Here is a 16,112-nt window from a genome sequence, read left to right on the forward strand (position 1 = left end):
GACGAGCATCGGGTGTCGGTGGGCTCGCTAAGTGCTCTTCCACCGGATGCAGGACCGTGGGCCGAAGCAGTGCTTCAACGATCCGAGCTAGATGCTTCAGTCATCGTCTGGGTCACGATCGACGACCTGTTGGCAGGGGCCATCACGTTGGTGGACGAGGTGAGGCGAGATGCACCGCGCACATTGCGGCGGCTGCGGGCGGTCGGCCTGGACCGGATCATCATGGTCACCGGTGATCGTGCGCGGCCCGCCCAGGAGATCGGCACCCTTCTGGGACTCGATCGCGTGTACGCCGAACAGACTCCCGCCGACAAGGTATTCCATGTCCGGTCAGAAAAGGAGCGTGCGGTCACGGTCATGGTCGGAGACGGGGTCAACGATGCACCCGCTCTGGCTGCGGCGACGATCGGAGTGGCGATGGGCGCCCGAGGCTCGACCGCCACTTCTGAAGTGGCCGACATCGTATTGACCACCGACCGTATCGACCGCTTGGCCGACGCCGTCGAGATCGCCCGGCGCTCTCGGCGCATCGCTGTGCAGAGTGCTGTTGCTGGTATGGGGATGTCCTTGGCGGCCATGATTTTTGCCGCATCCGGGCTACTTCCGCCGGCCGCTGGCGCTCTACTGCAAGAGGCTATCGACGTAGCGGTTATCCTGAATGCTCTACGAGCGCTGAGAGGGGGTCGCGAATCGCGGCCGCTCGCCCGAAGTACAGGCGCCATGTTGCGCATGTTCGCACGCGAGCATGACGAAATGCGTGGACAGCTATCCAGTCTGGCCATGACTGCTCAGTTGGTTGCGGCAAACCAGCCAGAACGGGCATTCACGTCGCTCCGTGAGGTCGACACTTTCCTGGTCACACGAGTCCTGCCGCACGAACGCGGAGAAGAACATGTCCTGTATCCGGCGCTGGCCGCTCCGTTGGGAAGTTCAGAGGCGACTGCGACCATGAGCCGCATGCACGCTGAGATCGATCGCCTCGGCCGGCGAATCCATGCACACCTGGTCCGGGCAGAAGTCCACGGGGGCATCACAACTGACCAGCGCGAGGATCTGGTGGCGAGTCTGTACGGACTGTACGAGCTTCTGCGTTTACACTTCTTGCAGGAAGAGGAGAGCTACTTCAGCCTCGCACCATCAGACGACCAGCGCCATTCAACCACTGATTCATCGAGGGCGCGCAGGTGAATCGTGCAGAGATCTGCAATTGGATTCTGCAGGATAGTGATCCCGCCATTCGATGGCAGGTGATGCGGGACCTGGCAGGTGCAGATCCAGAGAAGTTCGAGAGCGAACGCGGCAGGATAGCGACGGGCGGATGGGGCAAGCAACTGCTCGAGTTGCAGGACCATACGGGGCTATGGGGTGGTGGGCTCTACAGCCCGAAGTGGATCTCGACGACGTACACACTGCTCCTCCTGCAGTGGTTCGGTCTTCCTGCACACAATGAGCAGGCGCTCAAAGGATGTGCTCAACTATGGTCGGGGGCGACGTTTTACGACCACGGGTTGACCTTCGCGAAGACCGTACCCACCGCCGAAACTTGTATGACCGCCATGGTTGTATCGACGACGGCCTTCTTTGGCCACCACGAGGATCGCCTGGATCGAACTGTGCAGTGGTTGCTATCGCAACAACTCGACGACGGTGGCTGGAATTGTGAGACCTTACGGAACGGGTCTCTGCACGGGTCGTTTCATACCTCGATCACGGTGCTCGAATCGTTGCTCGCCTATCGAAACTTCACCGAGACGACGGACGTCAACGACGCGATCGGACGTGGCTGCGAGTTCTTCTTGGCTCATCGTTTGTTCAAGTCGCACCGGACCGGAGAAGTTGTAAATCCCGCATTCGCCCGGTTTCCCTTTCCTCCGCAGTGGCATTTCGACGTCCTGCGCGGACTGGAGTTCTTTCGCTTCTCCGGCGCCGAATGCGATGAACGACTCGACGATGCGGTGGCGGTGCTCGTCAAGTCGCGCGGTCGCGACGGGAGGTGGCCGTATCACCGTCCCTACCCGGGACGGCGTTGGTTTGCGCTGGAGTCGGCTGGGCCGAGCAAATGGAGTACCCTCAGGTGCCTGAGAGTTCTCGATTGGTGGGACGCGACATTTTGACGGTGGCACGGTCTCAACTAGATATTCAATGTTTCAGATCCACCTGTTCGTGCGTGGCCTGCGACACGTCATCTGCACTGGCCTGGAGTAGTTGGTCTGCCACGTCGTGCAGCGCTCTGCTGGCCGAGAGTTCGTCGCCGATCTCGGGGACGTCGTTGTCATGCGGGCTTCGTTGAGCGACGCCTCTGCCCGTCAGTTGAACTCCATCGCGGTTGTCGAGTTGTGCGTACGTGACAGTCTTCGTGCCATCGTCAACACCTTCGTCGATGAAGAGCTTGACTGTCCACCGGTGCTCTTTCATTGGATTCCTTCCGATGTTCGACCGTCACATGGTTTCTTCAGTCAACTGGACTCCTGGTCGTCGTCGCTAGGGCCGACGGTCATTCATCGACAACACAGAAGTCCTCTCGCGTCTGCGCGTCGCCTGCGTGGGTGGCCACATACTCTGTGGCGTTGCGAAATCCCTTGATAGACGGGGGTTTCGGATCCCCGTTTGGTGCCATCGCCTGGCAGCATGCTGTCCTGATAGCCCAGGTCAGGAGATCGGTGTACAGAAGGCTGCTGGCTGTATGTAGCGCTCGGTCAATTTGGTTGAGGTTGCTCGGGTCTGGGGGCGCGAGGCCGCCCCTATCGAGGATCTCGAGAAGCTCGGCGTTCACGGCTGGATCGAACTGCGTCCACAGCCACGTGATCGCAACGCGCAAGGCCCCACAGTCGCCAGCGCTTCCGCGAGCGATGGCGTCGTCGAGCATCGGCACAATCGCGCTGTTGCTGATTCCTGGAGAATGCTGTTCAGTGGGTGTATTCGACATGGATGCAACTTCCTGCGGGATGAACTGATTCTGTTTCGATGACGCGACTGGAAACAGGGCCGAACGTCCTCGTCGCGGAGACCACGTTCATACGGCTGTCGACACCTACTGTCGACCTTTCCCACCGATCCGGTGACGTAAGGCCCTCCATTCCTTCCGCTCCGAAGCCCAGGCTATTTATTGAGCCCTTGCAAGATCGTGGGGGCGTGGCAATGAAGGGTTAGCTCATGACTGCCACCATCTGGATCCTTGTTGCGGTGTTGTGCGTCGCTGCCGTGCTATTTGCCCTGTCAATTCGTGTGGTGATTCAGTACGAGCGCGGCGTATTGATGCGTTTCGGACGCGTGATCGGGGTTCGTCAGCCAGGTCTTCGCTTCTTGATCCCAATTGTCGACCGGATGGTGAAAGTGTCGATGCGCGTGGTGACCATGCCGATCCAGTCCCAAGGCATCATCACCCGCGACAACGTGAGCGTCGACATCTCCGCCGTCGCCTATTTTCGCATCGTGGACGCGATCAAGTCCGTGGTTGCGATCGAGAATGTACGGGCAGCGATCGATCAGATAGCCCAGACCACGTTGCGAAAGGTTGTAGGCCAACATTCCCTTGATCAGGCACTGTCGGATACCGATGCCATCAACTCCGATATCCGGCGGATCCTGGATATGACCACCGTCGAATGGGGTGTCGATGTCACGTTGGTTGAACTCAAGGATATTCAGTTGCCCGAAACTATGAAGAGGGCGATGGCACGGGAGGCCGAGGCGGAGCGGGAGAAGCGTGCCAAGATCATTGCTGCAGAAGGAGAGTCGATGGCAGCAGCGTCCTTGGGGGAGGCCGCCGACACCATGAGTGCCCATCCGATCGCGCTCCAATTGCGCAACCTGCAGACGCTGGTCGAAATCGGTGTGTAGAAGAACACCACAGTCCTGTTTCCGGCACCACTGATGAGTGCCATCAGCGACATCGAGAGGTTCTTCGCACGCGAAGAACCTGCAGCAGCCAGAATTTCCGGCGTGGAGCAATCAGCTCCTGACGTCACCAAACAGGCAATGAACGGTGGCGCCCCCGCTGCGGCGGCGGGCTAGCAATCATGTTCGGAAATGAGTACAGCGAAAAAGCCGTTCTTATCCTTCTGGTCGTCGTATTCCTGGTCTGCGTGGCTTTCACCGTGTCGATTTGGCTGATTGTCTTCTTTGGGTTACTGGCCGAGTTACAGGCGATCGGAGTGCTGTGCGATATGACTACCGCCTGGCGGGAGTGAAAGCGCCAGCACAAGCATGCGCATATGAACTTGGGTCCAGCGAACAGCAAGACTTTGACGAAGGGCAACAATTATGAATATTGCGACTGAGACCGGACGGCGATGAGCCACGCGATCGAGGTGCGCCGCCTCAGGAAGAGCTACGGCAGCAAGCTGGTGATCGACGACTTGTCTTTCGATGTCGAACCTGGTGTTGTGACGGGCTTTCTCGGACCGAACGGTTCTGGCAAGTCCACCACGATGCGACTGATCGTCGGGCTCGATCATCCAAATCGTGGCAGTGCACATATCGGGGGTGTTGCCTACGCGCAGCTAGCTCAGCCGCTTCGAGTCGTGGGAACCCTGCTGGACTCCGAAGCCATCCACCCGGGACGGTCGGCGTACAACCACCTTCTCTATCTCTCTCAGACACAGTTGATTCCACGCGATCGTATCGACCAGGTGCTTGAACTCGTCGGGCTTGTTGATGCCAAGGGCCAACGCACTGGGTCGTTCTCCCTCGGCATGCGCAAGCGTCTGGGAATCGCAGCGGCCTTGCTCGGCGATCCTCCGGTCCTCATCTTGGATGAACCGATCAACGGTTTGGACCCGGACGGTATCTTGTGGATGCGGAATCTGATGAAGGAGTTGGCAAGCGAGGGACGCACGGTATTCGTATCCAGTCACCTGATGAGCGAAATGGCCAGAACCGCTGACAATCTCATTGTGATCGATCGTGGCAGACTGATTGCGCGATGTACCACCAGAGAATTGATATCCAACAGAGGCCAGGCCACGGTGCTGGTGCGCTCATCCGATCAGGCCCAGCTCGCAGCACATATTTCAGCAGCAGGTGGCACCATCACTGCCGACGACCATGACGCGCTCACCGTGCACAGCCTTTCTGCTCGCCGCGTCGGCGAGCTGGCCGGCCGAAACCACATCTTCATCTATGAACTGACCCCCATGGAAGCGACGCTGGAGGAAGCGTTCATGACGCTCACGCATCCCGCCGAAACCCCACCGGAGTCGACGCCCACACCCGACACGGCTGACGAGGTGTTGGTATGAGTATCGTTGCGCCCCTTGTGGTGGCGGAATCCCCGGCGAGGCAGAGCCCGATCTCTCGATACCTCGGACTTCTGAGATCGGAGCGGACGAAATTGATTTCGTTGCGTTCGGCTCTGTGGTCTTTGGGTCTGTTGCTACTCGTCACCGTCGGTTTCACTGCCTTGCTCACGTGGTTCACAGTGGACAATTGGGGCAGGGTGGATCGGCAGGATCAATTGCTGATTGTCGCCGATCCGGCTCGTCTGATACTGGGTGCGGGCTTTCAGTTCGGTCAGCTCGCGGTATGCGTACTGGGAGTACTGGTGGTGACCAGTGAGTACGCCAGCGGGACGATCAGAGCAAGCTTGCTGGCGGTGCCGGCGCGGGTACCGGTTCTGGCCGCAAAGTGCGCAGTCTTCGCGGTGGTGGTATTCGTGGTCGGTGAAATTGCTGCATTCTCAGCATTCTTCGTCGGATCAGCCATCATCAGGTCGCGCGCATCGGTATCACTGGCTGACCCGGGCGTGTTCCGTGCGGTGGTGGGTGCGGGTCTCTATCTGGCCGTGCTCGGGGTGATGGCCATCGCGATCGGTGCGCTCGTGCGTCATACAGCCGGAGCCATCACCGGGATCATCGGGTTTGTCCTCGTACTGGGACCGTTGGCTCAACTGCTTCCCGGTTCCGTGGGGCAGCAAATCCATGCGTACTTGCCCTCGGAGGCCGGGATCCTGATCGTCTCGCCCAGCCAGGCGCCGACTGACTTGCTTTCTCCTTGGCAGGGTTTCGGAGTTGCGGCGGTGTGGGCGGTACTGTTGATCGGGATGGCCGCTTACATGCTGCGCCGGAGGGACGCCTAGGAGCGGTGAAATGACATCCCCAGTACCAAAATCGGCGATTGATTCGGCTACCGAACTGCGGCACTGCATGGTAGCGACAATCAGACTGCTGGCGCACAACAAGATCCACCAACCTCCCGGAAACCTCCATCGACGAATCTCGTTTGCCGATGGAACGGTGGCACGCGTCTACCGTGAGACCGTCGTCGACGTCGAGTCCGTCGTTGAACCTGTCACACTGATCGTTGGCTTCCGTCTCCGAGGCGTTGGGGGCAACAAGATCGCGCACACAGTTTTTCGTCTCGAGAGCCTGCTCAACACACCGTTGTTCGTGGGCTTCAAGGGTTTTGTCTCAAAACTGTGGATGGCACACGACAACAACAATCTGTATCGCGGCGTGTACGACTGGGATGGGTACGACAATGCCGACGCGTACGCCCGCGCACTGTGGTGGCCACTGATGGTCGTCAGCGAACGCGCTTCGATCAAGTATCAGATAATCCCTGGTGTGGGCCGTGACAGCATGTTGGCTGATCCGGACGTGTCCCCTGACGGTGGGCAATGGTGGCGGCCCGTTCACGTCGAATGATGTGGACCGGAGGGATTCGTCCGAAACGCGACCGCAAATATTGGCATGATAGGCAAATCCCGTGGTCCAGCACACTGGTGTAAGCGGCGCGCTGTTCTTTGCGCATGCACACCTCCGGCTCACCGCTGATCGTGGTGCTGCCCGCGTCGTGCTCGATCGGAATCGCGATAATAGCGCCTAATAGTTCGGTGGCACAGCGATTATCCGTGCGATCCCGTTGACCTGGACAACGATCGGCGACGCACTCGCACAGAGAGCGGGAACAGTGACGAGCAGCAGTGCAGATCCGCGGATCGTGGTGGGAGTCGACGGCTCTGAATCATCGTCAGAGGCTCTTCTATGGGCGAAGCGGCTCAGTAACGCGTTGGGTGTCGGGATAGAGGCACTGATGTTCTGGGACTACCCTCCGGCATACGGATGGGCGCCGGCATTTCCACCTGAATACCGACCCGATCAGGATGCGGCGCTGACCCTCGCCGAGGCAATCACGTCGGCACTCGGCGAGCCCAAACCTGAGGGAATCAAAGAGTCAGTCCGGCAGGGCCACCCGTCGCAACTTCTCGTAACTGCAAGCAAAGGTGCCGAGATGCTCGTCGTGGGTAGTCGAGGACACGGCGGATTCACCGGTCTTCTCTTGGGCTCGGTGAGTGCACATTGTGCCGAACATGCGATGTGCCCTGTCCTTGTCGTGCATCCGACGACGCACGGTGGCAAGTTCTAGAGCCTTGCTGAAACACGCAGTTTCGTTGACTTTACGAATCTGCTGGTGCCGCGTTGACGTTGCCAGAGGGTGGGGTACCGGAACCACGCCGCGCTGCAACGGTGCCGGCAACTGTGGTGAATCCGATCGTGATGAGCGCTCCGAGAATCAGGGCAGCAGCTTCGCCCGGCCTGAGCATGTCTGACTGCGTTCCGATGGTCGCAGCAGCCACCGGAACTCCCAACTGAGCTGACGCCAGGACCGCCAAGGGCAGGGGTTGACCGAGTAGTCGCGTCACGCAATGCGCAATCACTGCGGCAACGCCGAGCGTCACGCCGAGCAACATCAATGATCGATCCCCGCCCAGCTCACGAAGGTTCAGAGAAGCGCCAAGCCAGACGAAGAACAGCGGTCCGAAGAATCCTTCCGTGATCGAAAACAACTGTTTCGCAAGACGTCGTGGTTCACCAACGGCTGCAATCGCCAAACCGAGCGCGAATCCGGCGAGCATGACCGACACCTGCGTACGCGTTGCGAGTGCGGACAACGCAAAGAGCAACACGAGATTGACCCGCAACTCGAGTGCGAAGCTGCGGTGCTTGGACTCTTTGTGAAGCCTGTGCAACCAGCCGCGTTTGTCACTGACTTTCAGCAGTACGTAGATCAGTGTCGCCGAGCCGGCAACCGCGGCCGTACCCATTGCGGCGTGGGCGGCCTGTGATGGATTGATGACGAGGGGAAGCGCAACGATGCAGGCAATATCGGCGACGGCCACCTGTGCAAGCGTCTGAAGGACCGATGTTCCGGTGAGCCCGATCGAATCGACGAGCGGCAGCACCACAAGTGCCGACGACGATGCGATGAGAACTGCGTACAACGCGCCGTGTTCGGTTCCGAACACGGCGGCGATACCAAACCCGGCCGCTGCCGCGACGACTCCGACAACGGCCGCTCGGGCCGCGCCGGTGAGCAGGGCGGGCCGGACGGCGGCATTCGTGATGGGGACGTGGGTTCCGGCAACGAACATGACAAGTGCGAATCCGATTGTTGCGAAGAACGTCAGCTCTGGGTCTCCCGGATCGAGCCAGCGAAACCCGGAGGTGCCAATGACCAAACCGGCGAGCAACTCACCGAGCACCACGGGCAGGTGCCAGGACTGCCGACCCGCAACCAGAGGACCGAGAAGGGCGACGGCCGAGATGAGCGCGAGGACGTCAAAGGACATCGCGATCACCCACCGGATTGCGAGTCTGCCGGGGTGAGGCCGTGCTGATCTTTGGGTGCCCGCTCCACAGAGTTGTCGGCATGTCGATGATTGTGCCGCTGCAGCACCGTACTCGAAGGATGAGTCGAAGAACAGGTGTATTCGTAGCCCGGCGTTGACCAGGTGACCGTTGGCCTACCATCGATGACTTTCGACCCGGGCGCCCGCCATGCGCTGCGTGATGGACTCGGTTTACAGGAGGTTGGCATTCATGTCGCGGCCGGACTTCACAGTTTTCAGAACATCGAAAGAGGAGTGCCGAAATGATGGACACCATGAAAGCCGCGTTGGTACAGAGCTTCACCGACCCTCTTGTGGTCGAGGAGTTGCCGATTCCATCGCCCGGACCGCTCGAAGCCCTGGTCAAGGTGCAGTACTCCGGGGTATGTCATACCGATCTACATGCTGCGCACGGCGACTGGCCGGTCAAACCGTCTCTGCCCTTTGTGCCAGGCCATGAAGGAGTGGGAGAGGTGGTTGCGATAGGCGATCAGGTCACTCGGCTCGCCGTGGGAGACACTGTGGGCAATGCGTGGCTCTGGAGTGCCTGCGGCGAGTGCGAGTATTGCGAAACAGGTTGGGAAACACTGTGTCCCAAGCAGATCAATGGAGGCTACTCGATCGATGGATCGTTCGGGACCCACATGTTGGTCGACTCGCGGTACGCCCCGATCATTCCAGGCCACGTCGATCTGAAGGCGGTCGGTCCCGTCCTTTGTGCTGGCGTCACTGTCTACAAGGGGCTGAAGGTGACCGACACTCAACCCGGCGAGTGGGTGCTCATCTCGGGTATCGGAGGACTGGGTCATCTTGCTGTGCAGTATGCCGTTGCGATGGGCCGGCGGGTGGTTGCGATGGATATCGATGACAGCAAACTCGACCTGGCCAAACAGCATGGTGCAGAGATAGCGGTCAATGCCGCGACCATCGACAATCCTGCTGCGAGAATCACCGAGCTCACCGGTGGTGGCGTCCACGGAGCCCTGGTCACTGCGGTCAACGCCCACGCCTTTCCGCAGGCGGTGGCAAGTCTGCGGCGTGGCGGGACGGTGTCGCTCGTCGGGCTTCCTCCAGAGGCGTTTCCTCTCGACATCTTCAGCACCGTGCTATTCGGTCTGACCGTGCGCGGCTCGATTGTCGGCACTCGCAAGGATATGGCCGAAGCGCTGGACTTCTTTGTGCGCGGCTTGATTCATCCCACGTTCACAGTCCGCACGCTGCCCGAGATCAACGACATCTTCGCTGAGATGAGTAATGGTGATATCAGCGGTCGGATTGTCTTAGACCTCACCTGAAACAACTATCTGTCGCGCTAGGGGGTGGCCGACAGGAAGGCAAGAGCTATGTCCGTAATGGGTACTCCGGATTCGGCAGATGTTGTCCAAAAGCTCTCCGAAGACAATTGTTGGAAGCTACTGCAGCGCGAACAGCTTGGTCGCCTGGTTGTATCGGTGGGTGAGCGTATCGACATCTTTCCGATCAATTACTTGGTGGACCAGCGCCGATTGCTCTTCCGCACCGCTGAAGGCACCAAACTGGTCGAACTCACCATCGATGACCAGGTCGTGTTCGAAGTCGATCACGTCGACACCACCTCAGGATGGAGTGTCGTTGCCCATGGAACTGCGCACACATTGAGCACCTCCGCTGAAATCGCGGCCGCTGATGCGCTCGATCTGCGGTCGTGGGTACCGACAGCCAAGTACAACACGGTTGAGATCACGCCCTATGAGATGTCTGGCCGCTTCGTTAGGTTTGGGGACGAGCCGGAGCACTGACCAGCGCGCCGACATTAGAACAGAGAGTCCGACAGATGGCTGATGCATGAATAGACCTCTCGCCGTTCGATGACCTGTTCGTCGACATTTTCCGAAGAGAGGACCCTCGCCGCCCCGGTTTCAGCGTGTGGATCTGGGACGGTCGGTTGCTCGTAGGTGTGGAGTGCGACGCTGCGAAGCAATGGGTCAGTGGTGATTCGACACCCGCCGCAGGGGTTCCCTCCGGCACGGCCGGCGATCCAGCGCTAATCGGACGCGCCGACTGGATCGAGCGGACGGTCGAGACTGTCACGGCACAATACGTAGTGGGTTCGAGGAACGGTGGACCAAAATTCTCGACGAAATCCGTGCCTACTCGAACGGCTCATCATCGTCATCGACGTCTACATACGATCGTAAGGAGCAAGCTCTTCCACCATCAAGACCCTGCGGGAGCTCCGGATCATATGTCCATCGTCGCTTGCCACCACTCCTCCAACGGGCTTGGGTCGGGCCATCGGACCACGTCGCAGGTCCACGGTCTGGCCTGTTCGTCTCGTTCGTCCGTCGGGGGTGCTTCGGCGTTCTCTTTGGGTAACATCGAGTTCTCCTAGAGTCGTTTTGATGGTGCGTCTATTGCGGGATGAGGTCTAGGGCCGAAGGGCCCTGACCATTACCGGTGGCGCCGAATTTTGCCCACCATGTGCGACGGTGTCAGCATCAGGACTTCGCATTTCAAGTCCAGGCTCGTTTGTGTGCAGCGCTTTTGAGATCAAACCGATGTGGTAGCTGCCTATATGCTGTTGTGCTGCAACCAGTTCCATTGACTACCGAGGTTTGCGACGTTCTCTGGTGGTGGCGTGGCGGCTCTTGGACTCGTGGTCGTGAAGGGACCTCGGTCCTTGGAGTGATGACCGCAGACTCTACTACAGGCGTGCACGGCCGAGTGTTATCGAAAAGTCCACCATTTGTTCACCTCAGGAGTTGTGATGAATCTACTATTCCCCCTTCGCCGCAGAGAGAGCCAGTTGCCCAGTGTGCCCATGGTCCCTGATTGGTTTGATCTGATGGACAGGGTCGAGTCGATATCGAGTTGGCGACCGTTCGATAATCATCTCATCCGGATCGAGGACCACATCGGCGACGACGCCTATACCTTGCGAGCAGAGATGCCCGGAGTCGATCCGGACAAAGCTTTCGACATCAGTGTCCGTGACGGGCAGCTGATGATCAAGGCCGAACGTAGCGAGGCAAGGGATGAGGATTCTCGTTCGGAGTTCAGGTACGGCAGCTTCTATCGATTGGTCCCTCTGCCGGCCGGCGTCAAGGATGAGTCCATCGAGGCCAGCTATACCGATGGGATCCTGCAGGTTCGCATGCCCTTTGACCGATCGCCTTCCGATACCAGGCACATACCGGTTCATGCCGGTGACAACGTCGAGAAGGTGGTGTCCTCATCGAAGGACGCTGCGCCGGAAGTAGCGACAGTCGAGACGAAGTCTGGCGAAGCGGTGGTTGGCGCGGACAGATGACCACCGCCCACGACACCATGCACGCAGGCGCGACGACCGCGAACGACACCAGCACAGCAGGTACGTGAGGAATGGCTGAGTCGGACATCGGTACGTTGCCGATCAGGGAGATCGGCGACGCGCTCGAGGGGGATCGTCACCGACGGCGAGACCGTCCAAATGACTTGGGCACCTGCAACAGACGTGCGGCTGCACAGTGCCATTGTCGGTGTCGAACGAGAGAGCTTTGCGCGGGTTGCCGAGGGTTGCATCGGTGGTGCCGTGTCCGGGGCCGACGTGGAATACGCCGAGCGCTACTCCTCTCACCCGGTCTGGATGGTTCGGCCTGAATATTGTTGTACAGCCCGCCATAAGCGCGGGGGCGCATACGAATTCGTCTTCATGAATGCTTGAGCTGCCTTCTGGTGACTTCAGGCCCCACCTATCGAAACATTCAAAACTAGAACATGGAGAGGTAGAGGTCATCTTTAGTTGGAGCGGAGCCTGGGCAACTCGCGCACGCGGCGACTGAGGACTCACGCACCCTCCACTCAGAGTTGGTCGACAGGGAGGTCAATCATGTTCGGCACTTTTGTAATTCTCGCGGTTCTCACCTACGGCACAATCATGCTGTTCCGGGTGAGGCCGAATAGACTTGAATATGGAAGAAGATACCTCTCGGATCGCAGTCACATCGTCAGCTCGAGGCCGATGGTGATCGCGGGCCCGTCACCCGACACCGCTTGGACTGCCCTCGACGATCTTCAGCTCAACCGCTTGCTGGCCGAGAATGACAAATGAACTCGATGTCAGGGTACGGGCTGAGGCTGCACGGCCGCCCGTTCATATCCGTCCTAGGGTCCGTCACCCGCTGACCGGCCAAACGCAGCTCGAGACATGCGATTCTGCCTCAGCTGCTCAGTGGTTCCAGATGTGTAATCGTTGAAGCGGCGGCGAGTTCGTAGGTGGTGTCGTGGATGGAGAGAGCAAGCGGTACCGCCGCGCTGTGGCCGGAAGACACGGTGGTCGAGGCGTGAGTGCACGTGAAGTGGACCCAGTGTCCTCTGTAGTAGATGTCGAACACCAGGGAGTCCAGTTCGATCGGGAGTTGTGGGTGCAGCCATACCGTATCGGCACGGAAGTCCAGCCCGGTATAGCAACGCTGGAGGATGTCGATGCTGCCTGCCATCGCCCCCAGATGGATTCCCTCCCGGGTGGTTCCGCCCTGACTGTCGGATAAATCTGTCGACAACGCCTGGGTGAGCATCTCCCACGATTGTGATCGGTTCCCGCGGACGAGGACCCAGGTATGTGCCACTCGACTCAGCGTCGATCCGTGTGACGTTCTCTGCATGTAGTAGTCGACTATGAGAGGTATGGACTTGGGGTCGAACGGGTAGCCCAGCAGCGTGATCAGTTCGGTCAGTTCTTCTGCGGGGAAGAGATATAGGAGCATGAGAACGTCGGCTTGTTTGGTGGCTTGATAGTTGACGCACGAATCTCCCTCGGCTTCGAGGATCAGGTCGAGTCTGCCGATGTCGCCATAGCGTGATCGGTAGTCATCCCAGTCGAGTTCTTTCAAGGATTGGAAGTTCTCGAACTGACTGAGCAGTCCGTTGTCGAGGAAGGTCAGTCGGAGCCGTCGGCTGATGTGTTCCCATTGTGCGAGTTCACTGTCGGCAATGCTCAAACGGCGTGCGGTGGCGGAGCCGTTTGTGCCTCCTATGATAGTGATGGTCTCGAGTGTCCTGACCAAAGTCCATGCGGTCATGATGTTGATGTAGCTGTTGTTGTCGATCCCTGAGCCAGCGTGTCCGGGGTAGCCGTCGTGGAATTCGTCCGGGCCCATGACCCCACGGATGTCGTACCGATCGGAATCAGCGTCGTATTCGGCGAGACTGCTCCAGAAGCGGGCGTTGTCGACGAGTATCTCGGCGCCGAAATCGGTGAGAAATCCCAGATCTGTGGTGGTCTGCCAGTATCGCCAGACATTGAAGGCGATAGCGAGATTGACATGGTGCTGGCGCCAAGAGTTGTCGGGCATCCATCGTTTGGACCGCGGATTGAACAGCGCCTGCGGTGTTTCTTCGCGACCATCACTCCCGCTCTGCCACGGGAACATTGCGCCTTCGAGTCCTGCGTTGCGCGCGCTCCGGCGGGCGGTGGGAAGTCTGCGGTGGCGGTAAAGCAGCAAAGAACGCGCCAGTTCGGGAAGGCGTGTGGTGAGGATCGGCAGGACGAAGAGTTCGTCCCAGAACACGTGCCCTCGATAGGCTTCGCCGTGAAGTCCTCGCGCCGGCGCACCTACGTCCAATGATGCTGTGTGTGCGGAGAGGGTCTGGAGAACATGTGTCATCTGGACGTTGGTTGCGAGTGCTGTCACACCATCCGCTTCGAGGACGGTGGAAAAACGTTGCCACAGTTCGTGCCAAGCGTCGGAATGACGTTGCGAGATTGCGGCATTGCCGGGAGCGTCCTCGAGACATTGCGTTGCGGCCAATTCTGGTTCCGAGATGGAGCGGTCGTGGGAAGTGAAGATGCTCGCAGTCTTCTCGAAGGTCAATGGGCGACCTTGCTCGATGGGACACGAGAGGATCTGGAACGTGGTCGAATCGGCGATCTCGACTCGTCGCACGTGGTCGACCGCTGTTCCGTCGTCCTGCCGAAGGTGTAGGCGTTCGGCTTGTGCAATGCGTATCTGTGATTGCCGGGTGTGCACGGTCGTCGAGATCGATTCCACACCAATGGACTTGGTGCTGATTCGATCGAAATGATGTCCATTCAGGAGTGCGTAATCCGGTACGTTGGAATTGGTGACGCCGGCATCGATGCCCGAACGTACCTCGACGATTCCCGACCAGTTCTCCGCGGTGAGCGTAGTGGTCAGTGCTGCCAGATGAGGATTGTCCATCGATACCAAACGGCGCTGAGTGATCCGTGTGATCCTGCCGTCAGGATCGCCGACCAGGCTTTCCCGGTGGAGGATGCCGCTGTGGAGGTCGAGGGATTCGTGATGGTGATGCACCGAATGGGTCTGGCTACCCATCCAGGGGCCCTCGGCAGCGCGGAAGGTGAAGTGGACCCAGTTGGGGAGGTTGACGATGCTCTCGTCGGTGCGGCTTCGATCGCCGATCTGGGAGGTCAATCTGTTGTAACAACCTGCCACATATACTCCGGGATAGCTGATTCCATCAGCTGCGGATTCGGCCAGGGCCCCCCGGGTGGCGAAGTAGCCATTGCCTTGGGTGAGCAACGCCTCGCGGGTGCCTGCTGTGTCGGGATCGATTCCGCGGTATTCCAGTGACCAGCCGTCGCCTTCCGGACTCTGGCAGAGGCTGCATTCGGAATCGACGTTGTCGCCTGCCCGCGGCGCAGCACGAATGAGGTGCACATCCAGTAGATCGAGGTTGTCGACGACGACATCGGCGCCGCTCGATGCAAGCGCGGCGTGATCGGTCCCCAACCCGACGGAGAGTCCGAATCCGCCGTCCCTCGCGGCGCGGACCCCGGCCTGAGCATCTTCGATCACGACACATTGATCGGGCCTCAGTTTCAGCCGCCGTGCCGCCTCGACGTACATCTCAGGGCTTGGTTTACCTTCCAAGGACATTGAGTCAGCATCGATTCCATCAACACGGACGTCGAAGTAGCCACTTGCCTGACCGTGTTCGAGAACAAGTCTGGCGTTTCGGCTCGCTGATACCAGTGCGGTCGGGATGCGGGCGGCATGAAGACGTTTCAGGAGTCGGATAGTGGGTGCGATGGTGTTCACCCCGATCGCTTCGATTTCGTCCAAGAAATATGTGTCCTTGTCGCGTACAAGTGACTCGATCGTTATACCCGGCGCAACGCACTCCGATACCCCCAAGGGAAGGGGGATCTCGCGAGAGCGTAGGTATGCTTCCAGGCCGGCGCGGCGTTCCCTCCCGTCGATGTACTTGAGGTAGTCACGTCGGCTGAGGTCGACGTTGCCGAACCGTTCTCCGGACAACTGGTGGAACAGTCGACGCCAGGCAGCGAAATGCAGTGAGGCCGTGTCGGTCACGACGCCGTCCAAGTCGAACAGCACACCCCTGTAGCTTTCGCGCCCGATGACCAAGCACATCGGGCGCGGGTCCTGCCAAATTGTCACGATCGTGCTCTCGTCAGTGGCATTGTTGTGCGAGATCCCGACGGTCGGAAATGGATACGGGCCGAGGATTCGGGTACGCGCCTGCCTAGTATCGTTGCCGGCCC

Annotated in this window: 14 protein-coding genes and 1 pseudogene; 11 read left to right on the top strand and 4 right to left on the bottom strand. The window is 59.4% G+C overall.

All coding sequences use genetic code 11. From position 1 onward, the window contains the following. Both VIQ49_RS04615 and VIQ49_RS04620 read left to right on the top strand, forming a co-directional pair. Positions 1-1,188, top strand: a 1,188-nt coding sequence (locus VIQ49_RS04615; protein ID WP_331881343.1) for an HAD-IC family P-type ATPase, incomplete at its 5' end; no start/stop codon positions are given. Then, positions 1,185-2,114, top strand: a complete 930-nt coding sequence (locus VIQ49_RS04620) for a hypothetical protein (RefSeq protein WP_331881346.1) — start codon at positions 1,185-1,187, stop codon at positions 2,112-2,114. The genes VIQ49_RS04615 and VIQ49_RS04620, both read left to right, overlap by 4 nt. 25 nt (positions 2,115-2,139) lie before the next feature. Here the strand turns inward: VIQ49_RS04620 and VIQ49_RS04625 are convergent, their stop codons facing one another. Together VIQ49_RS04625 and VIQ49_RS04630 are read right to left on the bottom strand one after the other, a co-directional pair. Beyond that, positions 2,140-2,415: a DUF1876 domain-containing protein gene (locus VIQ49_RS04625; RefSeq protein ID WP_331881349.1), complete on the bottom strand. Its 276-nt coding sequence runs from the start codon at positions 2,413-2,415 to the stop codon at positions 2,140-2,142. 79 nt (positions 2,416-2,494) lie between these two features. Then, positions 2,495-2,926, bottom strand: a complete 432-nt coding sequence (locus tag VIQ49_RS04630; protein ID WP_331881351.1) for a hypothetical protein — start codon at positions 2,924-2,926, stop codon at positions 2,495-2,497. 227 nt (positions 2,927-3,153) lie between these two features. On the opposite strand from VIQ49_RS04630, the pseudogene VIQ49_RS04635 reads away from it, so the two are divergent. The 6 genes and pseudogenes from VIQ49_RS04635 (at position 3,154) to VIQ49_RS04660 (ending at position 7,365) form a co-directional block, all read left to right on the top strand. Further along, positions 3,154-4,014 (top strand): annotated as a pseudogene (locus tag VIQ49_RS04635) (SPFH domain-containing protein). 5 nt (positions 4,015-4,019) lie between these two features. Beyond that, complete coding sequence (locus VIQ49_RS04640) at positions 4,020-4,190, top strand: hypothetical protein (RefSeq protein WP_331881353.1); 171 nt, start codon at positions 4,020-4,022, stop codon at positions 4,188-4,190. 102 nt (positions 4,191-4,292) lie between these two features. Continuing rightward, a complete protein-coding gene (locus tag VIQ49_RS04645; protein ID WP_331881355.1) occupies positions 4,293-5,240 on the top strand; it encodes an ABC transporter ATP-binding protein in 948 nt (315 codons plus the stop codon). Beyond that, the gene (locus VIQ49_RS04650) at positions 5,237-6,076 is read left to right on the top strand and encodes a hypothetical protein (protein WP_331881357.1); all 840 of its coding nucleotides are present in this window, start codon (positions 5,237-5,239) and stop codon (positions 6,074-6,076) included. The genes VIQ49_RS04645 and VIQ49_RS04650 overlap by 4 nt, the downstream gene beginning before the upstream one ends. A gap of 67 nt (positions 6,077-6,143) precedes the next feature. After that, on the top strand, positions 6,144-6,644 hold the full coding sequence (locus VIQ49_RS04655; protein ID WP_331881360.1) for a hypothetical protein: 501 nt from the start codon (positions 6,144-6,146) through the stop codon (positions 6,642-6,644). A 265-nt stretch (positions 6,645-6,909) separates the two neighbouring features. Continuing rightward, positions 6,910-7,365, top strand: a complete 456-nt coding sequence (locus VIQ49_RS04660) for a universal stress protein (protein WP_331881363.1) — start codon at positions 6,910-6,912, stop codon at positions 7,363-7,365. A 31-nt stretch (positions 7,366-7,396) separates the two neighbouring features. Here the strand turns inward: VIQ49_RS04660 and VIQ49_RS04665 are convergent, their stop codons facing one another. After that, a complete protein-coding gene (locus tag VIQ49_RS04665) occupies positions 7,397-8,569 on the bottom strand; it encodes a cation:proton antiporter (RefSeq protein WP_331881366.1) in 1,173 nt (390 codons plus the stop codon). A 302-nt stretch (positions 8,570-8,871) separates the two neighbouring features. Between VIQ49_RS04665 and adhP the strand changes: the two genes are divergently transcribed. The 3 genes from adhP (at position 8,872) to VIQ49_RS04680 (ending at position 11,897) form a co-directional block, all read left to right on the top strand. Beyond that, a complete protein-coding gene (gene adhP / locus VIQ49_RS04670; RefSeq protein WP_331881369.1) occupies positions 8,872-9,903 on the top strand; it encodes an alcohol dehydrogenase AdhP in 1,032 nt (343 codons plus the stop codon). Positions 9,904-9,927: 24 nt separating this feature from the next. Then, positions 9,928-10,386 carry a pyridoxamine 5'-phosphate oxidase family protein gene (locus VIQ49_RS04675; RefSeq protein ID WP_414731576.1) on the top strand — a complete coding sequence of 153 codons (459 nt, stop codon included), beginning with the start codon at positions 9,928-9,930 and terminating at the stop codon, positions 10,384-10,386. Between the two features lie 1,046 nt (positions 10,387-11,432). After that, positions 11,433-11,897, top strand: coding sequence for an Hsp20/alpha crystallin family protein (locus VIQ49_RS04680; RefSeq protein ID WP_331881372.1), 465 nt, complete (start codon positions 11,433-11,435; stop codon positions 11,895-11,897). Between the two features lie 889 nt (positions 11,898-12,786). On the opposite strand, the gene VIQ49_RS04685 is transcribed toward VIQ49_RS04680, so the two are convergent. Further along, on the bottom strand, positions 12,787-15,981 hold the full coding sequence (locus VIQ49_RS04685) for an HAD-IA family hydrolase (RefSeq protein ID WP_331881465.1): 3,195 nt from the start codon (positions 15,979-15,981) through the stop codon (positions 12,787-12,789). Between the last annotated feature and the right edge of the window lie 131 nt (positions 15,982-16,112).

Origin of the sequence: Williamsia sp., from assembly GCF_036566845.1 — a bacterium.
GTDB lineage: Bacteria > Actinomycetota > Actinomycetes > Mycobacteriales > Mycobacteriaceae > Williamsia.